The 15,054-nt window shown below is 75.8% G+C and carries 14 protein-coding genes; 7 read left to right on the top strand and 7 right to left on the bottom strand.

What is annotated here, in order from left to right:
• Positions 1-119 precede the first annotated feature (119 nt).
• From JIG38_RS03925 to JIG38_RS03915, 3 genes are read left to right on the top strand one after another with little or no spacing between them, the layout of a single operon-like run.
• Positions 120-413, top strand: a complete 294-nt coding sequence (locus JIG38_RS03925) for a hypothetical protein (RefSeq protein WP_199422441.1) — start codon at positions 120-122, stop codon at positions 411-413.
• Entirely contained in the window at positions 410-1,540 is a 1,131-nt protein-coding gene (locus tag JIG38_RS03920; protein WP_199422439.1) for a putative T7SS-secreted protein, read from the top strand. Before JIG38_RS03925 ends, JIG38_RS03920 begins: the two co-directional genes overlap by 4 nt.
• Positions 1,537-1,863, top strand: coding sequence for a hypothetical protein (locus JIG38_RS03915; RefSeq protein WP_199422437.1), 327 nt, complete (start codon positions 1,537-1,539; stop codon positions 1,861-1,863). Before JIG38_RS03920 ends, JIG38_RS03915 begins: the two co-directional genes overlap by 4 nt.
• 141 nt (positions 1,864-2,004) lie before the next feature.
• On the opposite strand, the gene JIG38_RS03910 is transcribed toward JIG38_RS03915, so the two are convergent.
• Positions 2,005-2,454 (bottom strand): nitroreductase family deazaflavin-dependent oxidoreductase, encoded by a 450-nt coding sequence (locus JIG38_RS03910; RefSeq protein WP_199422435.1) that lies wholly within the window; start codon positions 2,452-2,454, stop codon positions 2,005-2,007.
• Positions 2,455-2,588: 134 nt separating this feature from the next.
• Between JIG38_RS03910 and JIG38_RS03905 the strand changes: the two genes are divergently transcribed.
• Positions 2,589-3,272: a GOLPH3/VPS74 family protein gene (locus JIG38_RS03905; RefSeq protein ID WP_199422433.1), complete on the top strand. Its 684-nt coding sequence runs from the start codon at positions 2,589-2,591 to the stop codon at positions 3,270-3,272.
• A gap of 18 nt (positions 3,273-3,290) precedes the next feature.
• Here JIG38_RS03905 and JIG38_RS03900 read toward each other — a convergent pair whose 3' ends face one another.
• Complete coding sequence (locus JIG38_RS03900; RefSeq protein ID WP_199422431.1) at positions 3,291-3,911, bottom strand: L-threonylcarbamoyladenylate synthase; 621 nt, start codon at positions 3,909-3,911, stop codon at positions 3,291-3,293.
• 95 nt (positions 3,912-4,006) lie between these two features.
• On the opposite strand from JIG38_RS03900, the gene JIG38_RS03895 reads away from it, so the two are divergent.
• A complete protein-coding gene (locus JIG38_RS03895; protein WP_233404439.1) occupies positions 4,007-4,438 on the top strand; it encodes a DUF2809 domain-containing protein in 432 nt (143 codons plus the stop codon).
• Here JIG38_RS03895 and JIG38_RS03890 read toward each other — a convergent pair.
• Positions 4,410-5,030: a class I SAM-dependent methyltransferase gene (locus tag JIG38_RS03890; protein WP_199422427.1), complete on the bottom strand. Its 621-nt coding sequence runs from the start codon at positions 5,028-5,030 to the stop codon at positions 4,410-4,412. The two genes, JIG38_RS03895 and JIG38_RS03890, sit on opposite strands and share 29 nt — an antisense overlap.
• Before the next feature lie 35 nt (positions 5,031-5,065).
• On the bottom strand, positions 5,066-5,890 hold the full coding sequence (locus JIG38_RS03885) for a siderophore-interacting protein (RefSeq protein WP_199422425.1): 825 nt from the start codon (positions 5,888-5,890) through the stop codon (positions 5,066-5,068).
• 313 nt (positions 5,891-6,203) lie between these two features.
• Here JIG38_RS03885 and JIG38_RS20610 point away from each other — a divergent pair, with 313 nt between their 5' ends.
• Positions 6,204-9,140, top strand: coding sequence for a S8 family serine peptidase (locus tag JIG38_RS20610; protein WP_199422423.1), 2,937 nt, complete (start codon positions 6,204-6,206; stop codon positions 9,138-9,140).
• 61 nt (positions 9,141-9,201) lie between these two features.
• Here the strand turns inward: JIG38_RS20610 and JIG38_RS03875 are convergent, their stop codons facing one another.
• On the bottom strand, positions 9,202-9,777 hold the full coding sequence (locus tag JIG38_RS03875; protein WP_199422421.1) for an LURP-one-related family protein: 576 nt from the start codon (positions 9,775-9,777) through the stop codon (positions 9,202-9,204).
• 217 nt (positions 9,778-9,994) lie between these two features.
• Between JIG38_RS03875 and JIG38_RS03870 the strand changes: the two genes are divergently transcribed.
• Positions 9,995-12,001, top strand: coding sequence for a choice-of-anchor I family protein (locus JIG38_RS03870; protein ID WP_307844561.1), 2,007 nt, complete (start codon positions 9,995-9,997; stop codon positions 11,999-12,001).
• A gap of 22 nt (positions 12,002-12,023) precedes the next feature.
• Here the strand turns inward: JIG38_RS03870 and JIG38_RS03865 are convergent, their stop codons facing one another.
• Together JIG38_RS03865 and JIG38_RS03860 are read right to left on the bottom strand one after the other, a co-directional pair.
• Entirely contained in the window at positions 12,024-12,455 is a 432-nt protein-coding gene (locus JIG38_RS03865) for a zinc ribbon domain-containing protein (protein ID WP_199422419.1), read from the bottom strand.
• A 111-nt stretch (positions 12,456-12,566) separates the two neighbouring features.
• A complete protein-coding gene (locus tag JIG38_RS03860) occupies positions 12,567-14,651 on the bottom strand; it encodes an elongation factor G (protein ID WP_199422417.1) in 2,085 nt (694 codons plus the stop codon).
• Positions 14,652-15,054: the final 403 nt, after the last annotated feature.

The following is a 15,054-nucleotide window of genomic DNA, read 5'->3' as shown; positions in this document are numbered from 1 at the left end:
CGGCTGACCACGGAGTTGTGGACGCGGGCGTTGTCCACAGATCTCGACCGCGCGCCCCACCGAGGTGGTCGGCGCCGGTAGGAATGCCCCGACACACGGGAGAACGGCGGGGGGACCGGATGGCGCAGGGCTTCGAGGTCGACTGGGACCTGCTCGGTCGCGCGGGCTCCTCGCTGCTGCACACGGCCGACGACGTGGTTCCCGGGCTGGGGGCGCCTCTGCGCGGCCGGACCGGCTACGGGGACCCGGCGCTCGCCGGCGCGGCCGCGCTGCTCGGCGAGGCGATGCACCACCAGGCGGTCGGGCTCGCGCAGGCGCTCGCGGGTCTCGGCGACGGCCTCCGCGCGTCGGCGCGGTCCTACAGCGAGGCGGACGCGCTCGCGGCGGTCCACCGGGTCGAGATGTTCGGATGAGCGTGCTCGCCGCTGCCGCGTTCGGCGACATCCGGGCGCTGCGTGACGACGCGGTCGCGCTGAGGGGTCGCGCCCGGGCCGCGGAGCGCCTCGCGCACCTCGTGCGCCGGACCGACGTCGGCTGGTGGTCGGGCGAGGCGTCCGACGCGTTCGGCGAGGCGCTGTCGGCGACCGCCCGACGGCTGCTCCGGGCCGCCGACGGCGCGCTCGACGCGGCGCGTGCGCTCGACCGTCACGCCGACGTCGTCGCGTGGGCGCGGGACGAGGCGTCCGACCCGACGGCCCCGTCCCTCGAGCGCGAGGTCCGGGTCGCCGAGCTGTGCGAGGTCGTCCGTGCCTCGGCCGAGCGCGCGGCGGACGCGCTGCGCGCGATCGCCGACGGGATCGAGCGCCTGCCGGACGGCTGGGACGTCGCCCGCTACATGCGGGACCAGTACTGGACCGGGATGGGCGAGTCGCTTCTCGGCATGGTCGAGAGCTCGTGGCAGGTGCAGACGTTCCGCTTCGTGACGGACCCGCTGGGATTCGCCGCCGAGCAGCAGCTCGTCGGGCAGGCAATGGGTGAGGGTGTCCGCAACGACCCGGTGCGCCTCGCGCGGGACATGGTCGCCTGGGACACGTGGCGCACGGAGCCGGTGCGTGCGGTCGGCCAGCAGGTCCCGGACCTGCTCCTGTCGGCGGCGACGGCCGGTACGGGGGGCGCGGCTGCAGCGGGCTCGAGAGCCTTCACTAGCGTCAAGGCTGCGGAGCGTGCGGTCGACGACGTCACCTCGACGCCGCAGGCGCGACCGCGGCCGGACCCGCCCGGCACTCCGGACCGTTCCTCCGTGCGGACCACCATCAGCCGCCAACGTCAGGATCGCCACGTTCTCGGCACGCGCCTTTATCGCGGCGGCGGCTACTTCCTGTCCGCCGCAGACGCTCAGCGCGTGCTCGACGATTTCCACAGCGGGATTGCGGAGGCTCTCGGCATGAAGCACGGCGATATCGTCGTCCGTGCGGACCGCGTGACCGGGTACAACAACAATCCGGGAGCACAGCACCCAGACCAGCCGACGAATGTCTTCTTCATCAAAGGCACGACCTCGCCAAGTGTCGTGCCATTCAACCCAGAGTGGACACCGTGACCTACCCAAGCCCAGAGGACATGAAGCTCGCGCCCGCGTGGGACAACTACGTCGTGGCGCAGCTGAGCCAGGCCGCGCTGGGGATCATCCCAGTCAACGCGCTCGCGCTCGGTGCCGAGATATTTGGGAGCAGGGTCAGGCTGCACTTCCAGCTGACCACGGAATCAGAGCAGGACATCGAGGACATGCGAGAGATCGAGGACGGGCTCAGCGACCTCGTCGGAGACGCGGTACAGATCGAACGCGCGGTGGAGATCCGTGCCGAGCCCTCGCTCGCGCCGCGAGGAGTCCGGTGGGTCTACCGCGTGCGTCAGGACGGGTGACTCGACCCGCCTCGTGGGGCGCCTGGCGTACCCGCTGCTGTGCCGGCCCGACGAACCTCACGAGCCAGTGCAGAGCGCGCCGCTCGCCCTGGACTCGTGGGACGCCCCGTCTTCCTGAGGCCGCGGGTGCGCGACGGCGGCTCAGCCCTGAGCGTCGTCCATCGGGACCAGCACGAACACCGGGATGAGGCGGTCCGTCTTCGTCTGGTACGTCGCGTAGTCCGGCCACACCTCGACGGCGCGCGCCCACCACGCCTCGCGCTCGCCGCCGGTCGCCTCGTGCGCCAGGTAGTCCCGTTTCACCGGGCCGTCCTGGAGCTCGACGTGGGGGTGCGCGACGAGGTTGTGGTACCAGGTCGGGTGCTTGGGCGCACCGCCCTTGGACGCGACGACCGCGTACTCGCCGTCGTGCTCGACGCGCATGAGCGGCGTCTTGCGCAGCTTGCCGCTCTTCGCGCCGACCGACGTCATGACGATGATCGGGACGCCGCGGAGGGTGTTGTGCTTCGTGCCGCCCGAGGCCTCGAAGCCTTCCGCCTGCGTGCGGGCCCAGTCGGACGTGGAGGGTGCGTACTCACCGGTCAGAGGCATGCTCCAGCCAACCACGACCGCCCGTCCGCGCATTCCGGTCGTCCCCCGGTGGATCCGTCGCGAGGCGGAACGCGGCGGCGAAGATCCGTCCCCGGACTGGTCCGCGCGGCGCCCCGCCTCCCTAGCGTGGAGGCATGCTCCTCGTCGACGACCTCATGCTCCAGCTCCTCGACGCCTCCGGCCGCACGCGCGCGGACGCGACCCGCACCGGCCTCGGCCTCGCCGGCGCCCTCATGCTCGACCTGGCGCTCCGCGGCAAGGTCGACGTCGCCCAGCCGGGCGAGCGGGTCAAGGCCGGCCGGCTCGTCGTCCGCGACACCACGCCCACCGGTGACCCGCTGCTCGACGAGGCCCTGCGGACCTTCGCCGAGCGCGAGGGACGCAAGCCGCAGGACGTCCTGCCCAAGGTCGCCAAGGGCCTCAAGCAGCGCGTCCTCGACCGGCTCGTGCGGCTCGAGCTCGTCCAGCACGTCGAGGGTCGCGTGCTCGGCGTCTTCCCGACGCACGCGTACCCCCGGACGTTCGCGCACGGCTCCGACGCGACGGCCGAGGGCATCCGGGCCGTCGTCGTCACCGGGCACACCCCGACCGAGCGCGAGGCCGCGCTCATCAGCCTGCTCCAGGCGGTCGACCGGATCCCCGCCGTCGTGGGCGACGTCGGCCTGACCAAGCGCGAGCTCCGCGCGCGGGCCAAGGCCGTCGCGGCGAGCGGGTTCGCGAGCGAGGCGGTGCGCAAGGCGATCGAGGCGGTCGACGCCGCCACGACGGCCGCCATCGCCGCGGCCGTCGCGTCCACGGCGGCGACGGCCGGCAGCTGACGCCGGCGGCGCGACCGGTCAGAAGCGGTTCGGGTCCCCCGCGCCCTCGCGCACGACGACGGGGTAGCCGTCGGACCAGTCGACGACCGTCGTCGGCTCGGTGCCGCAGTCGCCCGCGTCCACGACCACGTCGACGACGTGGTCGAGCTCCTCCTTGATCGCCCAGCCCTCGGTGAGCGGCTCCTCGTGGTCGGGGAGCAGCAGGGTGCTCGACAGGAGCGGCTCGCCCAGCTCGCGCACGAGCGCCATCGCGACCGGGTGGTCGGGGATGCGCACGCCGACCGTCTTCTTCTTGGGGTGCGCGAGGCGCCGCGGCACCTCCTTGGTCGCGGGGAGGATGAACGTGTAGGCCCCGGGCGTCGCGGCCTTGATGGCGCGGAACGCGGAGTTGTCGAGGATGACGAACTGCCCGAGCTGCGCGAAGTCGGCGCACACGAGCGTGAAGTGGTGCCGGTCGCCGAGGTGGCGGATGCGACGGATCCGCTCCGGCCCCGTGGGGCTGCCCAGCCGGGCGCCGAGCGCGTAGCAGGAGTCCGTAGGGTAGGCGACGAGCGCGTCCTGGTCGCGGAGCATGGCCGCCACCTGCGCGATGGTGCGCGGCTGGGGGTCCTGCGGGTGGACGTCGACGTAGCGCGCCACGGGTTCCTCCTCGGTCGACGCCAAACTACAACCGGGTCATCGGCCCCCGCGACGGCGCGGGTGCGCGCGCGCCGCGTTGCTAGGGTCCGGTGACCATGAGCCCGGACGCGCGCAGCCCGGACGGACGACGTCGGCTCGCCCTCGCCGCGGCGGCCCTCGTGGTCGTCGCGGTCGGCCTCGCCGTCTCGCGCGGCACGGGCCTCGTCGCGGACCTCGCGGGCGGTGCGCTCTACGCGGCGCTGGTGGTGGTCCTCGTCGCGCTCGTGCGGCCCCGCGCGCCGTCGTGGGCCGTCGGCGCGGCCGCCCTCGCGATCTGCGTCGCGGTCGAGCTGCTCCAGCTCACCGACCTCCCGCGCGACGTCGTCGCGCAGATGCCCGTGCTGCGGTACGTGCTCGGGACGACCTTCGTCGCGACCGACCTCGCCGCGTACGCGGCGGGCGCGCTCGCGGCGGCCGGCGCCGACGGTGCCCTCCGCCGGCACCTCGGCGAGCGGAGCCTCAGCGCCCCCGGCCGCCGCCCGCGGTGAGCACCGCGACGAGGAAGTCGGAGTCGGGCTCGAGCGCGCGCAGGTCCCACGTGGCGAGCGCGACGTCGACCCGCAGCCCGGCCGCGCGCACGTCGTCGAAGAACTGCGCGAAGGGGTAGCCCCGCCCGGCGCCGAACCCGACGACCACGCGGCCGTCCGGCCGCACCGCGGCGCCCAGCCGCCGCAGGACCTCGACCTCCGTGCCCGGCGCGACGAACGTCATGACGTTGCCCGCGCACACGACGACGTCGAACGGCTCGTCGACGCCGTGCGCGGCGAGGTCGAGCTCGGCGAGGTCGCCGACGAGCCACCGGCCCTCCGGGTGGTCCTCGACCGCGGCCGCGACGAGCACGGGGTCGACGTCGACGCCCACCACGGTGTGCCCGCGGCGCGCGAGCTCGCCACCCACCCGGCCGGGGCCGCAGCCGGCGTCGAGCACGCGCGCGCCGCGCGGGACCATGGCGTCGATCATCCGCGCCTCGCCGTGCAGGTCGGCGCCGTCGGCTGCCATCCGCCGGAAGCGCTCCACGTACCAGTGCGAGTGCTGGGGGTCGGCGTCGACCCTGGTCTCCCACCGTGTCGGCTGTCGCATGCCCTGACCGTACGACGCCCCGGGACGTCGGTGCGTCAGCCCTGCGCCTCGGGGCTCTTGTGGTCGAAGTTCGCGACGCCGCGACGCCAGTAGCCGGTCATCGACAGGGCCTTGCGGTCGACGCCGCGCTCGGTGAGGTCGCGCCGCACGGCGCGGACCGCCCCGGCCTCGGCGCCGGCCCAGACCCACCCCGGCCCACCAGCGGGCAGCGGGGTCGCGGCGACCGCGTCGGGCAGGAGCGTCGTGCTGCCCGGCTCCGCGTCGCCGCGGTGGAGCCAGGCCACCTGGGTGCCCTCACGGCGCGGGAGCGGCACCTCGTCCTGAGGGCCGCCGACCTCGACGAACGCGTGCACGCGCACGCCGCGCGGCAGCCGCTCGAGCCAGTTGGTGAGCGCGGGCAGGCCGGTCTCGTCGGCGACGAGCAGGTACCACGCGCGGTCGGTGGGGCCGATCTTCGACGTCTTGGGGCCCAGCACCCCGAGCTCCTGCCCGACCGCGGCCTGCGCGGCCCAGCGTCCGGCCGGACCGTGCGCGTGCACGGCCATGTCGAGCACGAGCTCGTCGGACGACGGCACGTACGTGCGGACCGTGTACTCGCGCACGACGTGGCGCGGGTCCTGCCGCCCGCCCCACGAGGCGACGTCGGGCAGCGTCAGGGGTGCGCCCGGCTCGGCGGGGAAGAAGACCTTGGCGTGGTCGCTCGGCCCGTGGCACTCGAAGCCGGCGAGGTCGGGGCCGGCGAGCGCGACGCGGCGCACCGACGCGGACAGCTCGTCCACGCGCTGCACGGTCAGGCGCCGCAGGCGCAGGTCGAGGGGGATCTTGCGGACCGGCGAGCCGGTCGGCGCGTGTGCCGTCACGCGTCGAGGCTAGGCCACGCGGCTGTGGACGGCCTGTGACGAAGGACCGGCGCGGTCCGCGTGGGCGGTGCGCCGCCCGCGCTGGGCCGTCCGGCTGACAGCGCTCACCCGTCCGACTGACGCCGGACCCCTCCGGCTACGCCGCACCCCCGCGCGGACGATCGGACGACGACCCGAGGACCGGGTCGCAGGCCGGTGCCGCCTCCGCGCGCCACGGCCGACGCCGCCCACGGAAGGGACAGCGGTCAGCATGGGCATCAGGGCACGACTGCGATCCGCTCACGGCAGGGCGCTGGCCGCCACGGTCGCCGCGGTGACCGCGGCGACGGGTGCGGTCGCGGTGGTGACGTCCGGCCCGGCGGTGGCCGTCGCGTCCGCCGCGGACCTCGGACCGGGCGACGGCCTGCACCGGTACGTCGTCACGCCCGACGACGCGTTCGACGGTCCCGCGGGCACGCCGACCCCGGGCGTCGGGGCCGTCGCGCCCGCGTCGGTCGAGCGCGGGCGGATCGACCTCGGTCTGCTCGCCGCCGCGCAGGCGGAGCTCGGCGCGGGCGGACGGACGGTCCAGGTCGACCGCGTCGCCTACTACGTCGTGGGCGAGGCCGCGGCCGTCGTGTCGCCGGGCGGCACGGGTGCGGTGCTCGAGCCCGCGCAGGTCCCGGCCGGCCTCCTCACCGGTTCCGCCGCGAGCGGCACGACGGCGGCGCTCGACGCGCTCGCCGGTCACCCCGCGGTCGACTCGGCGCAGCTCGTGGACGGCGGCCAGGTGCTCGTGGCGACGCGGCTCACCGCGGCCGAGGTCCGTGCGCTGCCCGGCGTCGCCGACGTCGCCGACGCGCCGCAGGTGCCCGTCGCCGCGGACGACCCCTACTACGCCCCGTACGGGTGGAACCTCCACAACACCGGCTCGAACGCCTACGGGCAGGTCGCGAAGGCCGGCGCCGACGTCGGCGCGCCCGCCGGCTGGGCGGCGACCCGCGGCGCGGGCACCGTCGTCGCCGTCGTCGACACGGGGTTCGACTCCGACCACCCCGACCTGGCCGGGGCGCTGTGGACCAACCCGGCCGAGGCGTGCGGCGGCGTCGACACCAACCGCAACGGCAAGGTGGGCGACTGCCACGGCTGGAACTTCTACCGGAACAGCGCCGACGTCGACAACGGCGTCGACGGCACGCACGGCACCAACGTCGCGGGCGCCATCGCGGCCGCGCTGGGCAACGGCCAGGGCTCGGCGGGCGTCGCCCCCGAGGCCCGGATCATGCCGCTGGTCGTCGGCGGCGGGCGGAACGTCGACGTGATGCTCGCCGCCCAGGCGATCCGCTACGCGGCCGACAACGGCGCCGACGTCGTCAACGGGAGCTTCGGCGGCGCGTTCACCGGACCGGCGCTCACGGCGCTGAGCAGCGCCGTCGACTACGCCATCAGCAAGGGCGTGGTCGTCGTGGTCGCGGCGGGCAACGACAGCGCCGACCGCGACGCGAGCCCGATGTACCCGGCGAACCTCCCGAACCCCGCCCTCCTCACGGTGGGCTCGACGACGGCGGCCGACACGCCCGCCGCGCACTCGGCGTACGGCGCCAGGAGCGTCGACCTCTCCGCACCCGGCGAGCTGGTCCTCACCACCTGGAACGACGGCGGGTACCGCCTCGTCTCGGGCACGTCGATCGCGTCGCCGCACGTCGCGGCCGCCGCGGCGATGCACCTCGCGCTCGACCCGACGCTCACGCCCGCGCAGGTGCGCGACCGGCTGCTCGCCGAGTCGGCCCCGGTCCCCGCGCTCGCGGGCCGGACGGTCTCGGGCGGGCGCCTCACCGTCGGCACGCTGCGCGGCGGCGGCACGGCGAGCTACACGTTCGCCTCGATGACCGGGTCGGCGGGCGCGCAGAGCCCGTCGGTGACCGTCACCTCGACGGCCGCCCGGGCGGCGTACACGGTGACCCTGGGCCTGGCGATGCTGCTCGACGGCGAGGTGTGGGCCGTCGCGGACGAGGACGTCACGCTCGACGGCGTCACGCGCACCACGTCCGACGCGGGCACGGCGACGTTCGACCTCGGCACGCTCGACCGGCTGGGCACCGTGGAGCTCCGCCCGGGGCTGACCCTCGGGGCGGGCCGGTTCGCCCTCACCGTGCAGGTCCACGCCGACGGCCGGGCGCTCAGCAGCCCGTTCGCGGCGCCGCTCGTGGTCTCCGCCGCGGCGCACCTGCCTGCCGACCCGGGCGGCTCGTCCGGCGGGGGCGCGCCGGGTGGAAGCACGCCCGGCGGCAGCACGCCCGGTGGGAGCGCGCGGGGCGGGAGCGCGCCTGAGGGGAGCACGCCCGGCGGGACCGCGCCCGGGAGCCCCGCGCCGGGCGGGACGAGCCCGGGCGGCTCCGCGACACCGAGCCCCGCCCCGAGCGCCCCGGGAGGCTCGGGCGCCCCCGGCGGCGGGACGGGTGGCCCCGGCGGGTCAGGCGGCTCTGGCGGCTCGGGCGGCTCTGGCGGTGGCACGTCGCCGTCGGGCCCGGGGGTCGCGCAGCCGACGCCGACCCCGTCGCCCGCGCCCGGTGGCTCCGGCGCCCCGAGCGCCCCGGGCGGGTCGGGCGCGCCGGGCGGCGGCACGGCGCCGGCGAACCCGACCCCGGCACCCGCGCCCACGGCCCCGACCGGCCCGTCCACGCCCGGCACCGGGAGCCCGGACGGGCCGGACACCCGGCTCTACGACCGGGTCGGCGACTTCCGGGTGACGTCGATCTCGCCCGTGCACGTCGGCGTGGCCGGCGGCCAGACCGTCACGGTGCGGGGCGCGGCGCTCGAGACCGGGCTGTCGGTGCGGGTCGGGGCGACCGCCGTCGCGCACGTCGTCACGAGCACGACGACGTCGCTGGTGTTCGTCACGCCGGCACGCGTCGCCGGCACCTACGACGTCACGCTGTCGAAGAACGGGCGCACGAGCGTCCTCACCGGCGCGCTCGTCTACGGCGACGCGGCGACGCCGTCGGCTCCCACGGTGCCCACGCCGGGCGGCAGCTCGCCCGCGCCCGGCGGGACCGCACCCGCGCCGGGCGGGACGTCACCCGCCCCCGGCGGCGCCGCCCCCACCCCCACGCCCGCCCCGACGGCGCCGGGCGGGTCCGCACCGACCGCCCCGGACGCGACGCGCACGGGGCCCAACGGCGAGCGCCTCGTGCGCGACCCCGCGCTGCAGGTGCTGCTCCCCGTGTGGTCGCGCGCCTGCGTGACGACCTGCTACGGCCTGCAGGTCTGACGACCGCGGGGACGCGGAAGGCCCGGGCAGGAGCTCCTGGCCGGGCCTCCCGTGCGGTGGCTCAGCGGGCCTGGAGCGCGTCCAGGGCGACGGCCATCGCCGCCGCGACGCGGCCGTCGAGGCGCGCACCCGGGACGTTGACCGTGTAGACGTCGCGCAGGCCCCACTTGCGCTCGGAGGACATGACGAGGTTGCCTGCGGCGTCCTTGAAGTCGTAGTGGACGGCCAGCGGGATCGTGTCCTGCACGCGGCGCAGGATCGCGACGAGCATGTTGCGCTCCGAGCCCGTGGCCGCGACGCCCGCGGCCTCGAGGTGGTACGTCGAGTTGAGCAGCGAGGCCTTGAAGTCCTTGCGGAACTGGCCGATCGGCGTGCCCTGGGCGTCGAAGACGTCGTACGTCGCTGCGAGGTCGAGGCGCTTGCGGGCCTTGAACGAGAACACGGGGACCGTGCGCTGCTCGTCGGCGTAGAAGGTGACCTCCTCCTTGAAGGCCATGCGCTTCTGCTGCGCGAGCGCGAGGATCGGGCCCTCCTCGCCGTTCGGGCCGAGCGCCCGGATCTCGTAGCGGTTGACCATCATCGTGTAGCGCTGCTTGACGGCGAACCGGTCGAGGCCGATCAGGGGCGTGACGGTCACGGAGGGTCCTTTCGGGGAACGGGTACGTGGGCGCGCGGACGCGCGTGTGCAGGGTGGCACAGGACGGGGCAGGCCGGGGCCACGTCGGCGGCGCGTCACCCGACGGGCGGCCCGGGTTCACGCGGCGGGCGCCCGCACGTCACCTGGCCTGCCTAGGTTCCCAGCACGCCCGCGCGACAGCCCCGTCCCGGGCGGCCCCCGCCGTCCAGGAGTCCCCGTGCCCCGACCTGCCCTGCCGTCCCCGCGCCCCGCCGCCGTCGACGACGCCCGCCGCCCCGGCCGCCTTCCCGGGCCGCGCCGTGCTGCCCTGCTCGCGGTCGCCGCCTGCGGCGGCCTCGGCCTGGTGGCCGGCGGCGCCGTCGCAGCGCCCGCGTCCGTGCCCGGCCCGGCCCGGCCGGTGGCAGACCCGGTCGTCCACAGCGCTCCCGACGCCGCGCTCTCGGTGCTGCCGCTCGGCAGCTTCGCGACCGGGGTCTTCGACGAGGGCGCGGCGGAGATCGTCGCGTTCCACGCCGGCACGCAGCGGCTGTTCGTCGTCAACGCCCAGGCGGGCACGGTGGACGTGCTCGACGCGAGCGACCCGACGGCGCCCACCCTCCTCTTCTCCCTGGCCGCCGACGGCGTCGCCAACTCCGTCGCCGTCCGGCCGGACGGGCTCGGCGTCATCGCGCTCGAGGCGCCCACGAAGACCGACCCGGGCTCGCTGGTCTTCTTCGACGCCCGCGCCGCCGGCCCGCGCGTCCTCGGTGCGGTCCAGGTCGGCGCGCTGCCGGACATGGTGGCGCTGGCGCCGGACGGCCGCCGCGCCGTCGTCGCGAACGAGGGCGAGCCGTCGGAGGACTACGCGGTCGACCCCGAGGGGAGCATCTCCGTGGTCGACCTGCCGTCCGCGGTGCGTGCGCCCGCGCAGGGCTCGGTGCGCATCGCCGACTTCCACCACCTCGAGGACGGTGCGCTGCCCGACGGCGTCCGCGTCTTCGCCGGCATCGAGGGTGTCGACCTCCCCGTGTCCCGCAACCTCGAGCCCGAGTACGTGACGGTCGTCGGGACGACCGCCTACGCGACGCTCCAGGAGGCGGACGCGGTCGCCGTCGTCGACCTCGACGCGGCCCGCGTGACCGCCGTCCTTCCGCTCGGCACGAAGGACCACGGCCTCGCCGGCGCCGGCCTCGACCCGTCCGACCGGGACGGCCTGGCCGGCCCGCGCGAGGTCCCCGGGCTGCAGGGGCTGTACCAGCCCGACGGCATCGCCGCGTACGACGTCGACGGCACGACCTACCTCGTCACGGCGAACGAGGGCGACGCGCGCGAGTGGGGCGACTACGCGGAGCCGGTCCGGGTCAAGGACCTCGGCGACGAGGGGGTCCCGCCGCTCTGCGCGGACAGCCCGCTCGCGGCCCTCACGTCCGACGCCGACCTCGGCCGCCTCCACGTCTCCCGCGCGAGCGGCCTGCGAGCCGACGGCACCTGCTACGAGGAGCTCCTCGCGTTCGGCGGCCGGTCGTTCTCCGTCTGGACGACGGACGGCACGCTCGTGGCCGACTCGGGCGACGCGCTCGAGCGGGTCACGGCCGAGGCGCTGCCGGCGGCGTTCAACACCAGCCACACCAGCACCGCGCTCGACGCGCGCAGCGACGACAAGGGACCCGAGCCCGAGAACCTGGTGATCGGCGAGGTCGACGGCCGCACGTACGTCTTCGTCGGCCTCGAGCGTGTGGGCGGCGTCGCCGCGTTCGACGTCACCGACCCTGCCGCGCCCACGTTCGTGACCTACGTCAACAACCGCGACCTCGCCGTCTCGGTCGACGACGCGGCCGAGGAGGACCGGGCGGAGGCGCTCGCCGCCGCGGGCGACCTCGGTCCCGAGGGCCTCGCGTTCATCCCCGCGTCCGACTCGCCCACCGGTTCACCGCTGCTCGCGGTGGGCAACGAGGTGTCCGGCACGACGACGCTCCTCGCGGTCAGCCCGACCGACTGGGTGGACGTGGCGCTCCCGACCTCGGTGCGTGCCGGCCGGGACGTCCCGGTGCGCCTCTCCGGCCTCGCTCCCCACCAGGTCGTGGCGGTCGCGCTCGACGGCGGCGTGGGCGTCAGCGGGCGGGCGAACCCCGCCGGTCGCGTGACCCTCCACCTGCGCCCCGCACGGTCCGACACCGGCGCACGGACCGTCGTCGTGACCTCTCCGGGTCACGTCGCCGTCGAGCTGCCGCTCGAGGTCCGCTGAGGCGGCGCGTCGCTCTCGGCCGTCAGCGCGACAGGCCGTTGCGGCGCGCCCACTCCTCGGAGTCCTCGACGGGCACCTGGCCGGGCACGGGCGAGGGCGCGGCCCACGCCTCGGGTCCGGCCGGGGGCGGCGGGGGCGGCGGCAGGTAGGCGGCGACCGGCGCGGGCGGCGGCGGCACGGCGCCGTCGGCCGGGAGCTCGAGCGGGGCGACGGGCGGCACGCGGCGGTACTGGTCGCCCGCGGGGCCCAGGACCGCGAGGGCCCACATCGACCGGCAGCGGGTGCAGCGCACGTGCTCCGGCTGCGCGCCGAGCGGGATCAGCGGGATCCAGAAGATGTGGAACCAGCGGCGCCCGCGGCGCACCTGGCCCTCGACGGGTCCCTGGCAGTGCGGGCACACGAAGCCCAGCGTCGCCAGGACCTTGTGCAGCACGTACGTCCCGAAGATGATCACGTCGCCCCCTGTCCCTGCGCACCGCGCCGTGCGGCCGCGCCGAGGCTAGCGGTCCGGCCGCCCCGTCCGGCACGGGTCCACAGGCGGATCCAGCCGGACGGGTGACGCGCGCTACGCCGGGACGGCGATGCGCTCCACGAGGTGCGCGGGGACGACGTCGTAGTGGTCGTGGACCGCCGTGAAGCTCCCGCGGCCGCCCGTGAGCGAGCGCAGGTCCATGACGTACCGGGTGAGCTCGGCCTCCGGCACCATGGCCTGGATCTCGTGCCGGCCGTCGGCCAGCGCGGTCGTCCCGGCGATCCGCCCGCGGCGCGCGGACAGGTCGCCCATGACGTCGCCCTGGAGCGTGGCCGGCACGACGACGGTCACGTGCTGGATCGGCTCGAGCACGACGGTCCCGACGCGCTGCAGCGCCTCCTTGAGCCCGTGGGCCGCGGCGGTCCGGAACGCCATGTCCGACGAGTCGACCGAGTGGTACTTGCCGTCGTAGCACTCGACGCGCACGTCGACGACGGGGAACCCGTGCAGGCCGCCCGCGGCCATCGCCTCGTGCACACCGCGCTCGACCGCGGGGATGTAGTTGCGCGGGATCGCGCCGCCCACGACCGAGTCGACGAACGCGCTGCCCTCGCCGCGCGCCGTCGGGCTCACCCGCAGCTGCGCGACGGCGAACTGCCCGTGACCGCCGGACTGCTTCTTGAGCTTGCCCTCGGCCTCGGTCGACGCCGCGATCGTCTCGCGGTAGGCGATCCGGACCGGCTCGGTCGTGACGTTGACGCCGAACTTGCGGGCGAGCCGCTCGAGCGCGACCGCGAGGTGCGTGTCGCCCGTCCCGCGCAGCACCGTCTGGGCCCCGCTGCGGTCGATCGCGAGCGTCGGGTCCTCGCCGACGAGGCGCTGGAGCGCGGAGGAGAGCTTGTCGTCGTCGGCCTGGGTGACCGGCCTGAGCGCGAGCGCGTAGGGCGTGGGTCGCGCGGGCGGTCCGGCGACGTGCGCGGGGGTCCCGCGCCGGCTCAGCGTCGAGCCCGTGGGGCTGCCGGCGAGCTTCGAGACCGCACCGATGTCGCCCGCGACGACCGCGTCGGTGGGGACGTGCTCCTTGCCCCGCAGGAAGAACAGGCCGTGCAGGCGCTCCTCGGTGCCCGTCGTGCCGTTGACCAGCCGGTCCTCGGCCCGCACGGTGCCGGTGAGCACCTTGAACACCGACACCTGCCCGACGAACGGGTCGGCGACCGTGCGGAACACGTGCACGAGCGCGTCGGCCGCGGGGTCCGCGACGACGTCGACGCGCGTGCCCCCGGGGTCGTCCGCCGACGAGCCGACGACCACGGGCACGGGCCGGTCCGCGGGCGAGGGCCCGAGCTCGCACAGGTAGTCCGCGAGGCGGTCGATGCCGACGCCGGTCGTCGCGGAGCCGAGCAGGACGGGGAACTCCTGGCAGTCGCGCACCTCGTGGACGAGCGCGCGCTCGAGCTCGCCGGCCGTGGGCACCTCGCCCGAGAGGTACCGCTCGAGCTGCTCGTCGTCGCCCGAGACGATCTCCTCGGCGACCTCGTCGTGCAGGCGGTGCTCCTCCTCGGCGACGTCGTGCGGCAGCGCCTCGCTGTGGTGGGTGCCGTCGGCGTCGTAGGCGTAGCCCTCGTCGGTGAGGACATCGGCGACCCCGCGAAGCCGGTCCTCCTCGCCGAGCGGCAGCTCGAGCGGGACGAAGCCGTCGCCGAAGGTCGCGCGCAGCTGGTCGAGGACCCGGTGGAAGTCGGCGCGCGGCTTGTCCTCCTTGGTGACGAACACCATCCGCGGGATGCCCGCGTCGGCGAGCTGCTGCCACACGATCTCCGTGCCCACCTCGACGCCGTCGACCGCGCTGACCACGACGAGGGCGAGGTCCGCGACGCTCAGCGCCGCGTCGACCCCGCCCGCGAAGTCGGCGTACCCGGGGCAGTCGACCAGGTTGACCTTGTACGCCTCGCCGTCGGAGGCGGTCCAGCGAAAGGGGGCCACTGCCGGCGAGAGCGAGATGCGGCGCCTCGTCTCCTCGGGCTCGGTGTCGCAGACGGTCGTGCCGTCCTCGACGCGGCCCGGCCGCGGGATGGTGCCGGAGCGGTGCAGCAGCGCCTCGGCGAGCGTGGTCTTGCCGACGCCGCTGTGGCCCACCAGGGCCACGGTGCGGATCCTCGGCGTCGATGCCTGGTCCATGACGGATCTCCTTCGTCGGAGTGGCCCTTGGAGGCAGGCTAGTCACGGCCCGGGAGGGTGGGAACAGGACCTGCGGCCCTCGACGTCACCGTGCTCGATCAGTCCGGCTCGGCGGCGACGGCGGAGACGGTCGCGCAGGCGTCGGGCACCTCGGGGCACACAGGGCTGCGGGTCCCCGACGTGACCGCGGCGTCGCGGGCCAGGTCCGGACCGGACGCCGGCGTGCTCGACCCTCGCCCGGATCTCGCGGGTCGCGCGCGGCTGGGAGCGCGCCCGCGTGCCGCAGCCATGATCGACCGCCTCGAGCCCGTTTCGTCCCTGGTGGCGGCGGTGGCCTGGCCCTATGATGCGAGGGAAGCGTGGGAGCGCTCCCGTCCACCGGCGCAGGGGCCGGATGGGCTCG

This window comes from Actinotalea solisilvae (genome assembly GCF_016464425.1).
GTDB classification, from domain to species: domain Bacteria; phylum Actinomycetota; class Actinomycetes; order Actinomycetales; family Cellulomonadaceae; genus Actinotalea; species Actinotalea solisilvae.
This window is presented reverse-complemented; position numbering and strand designations above follow the sequence as displayed.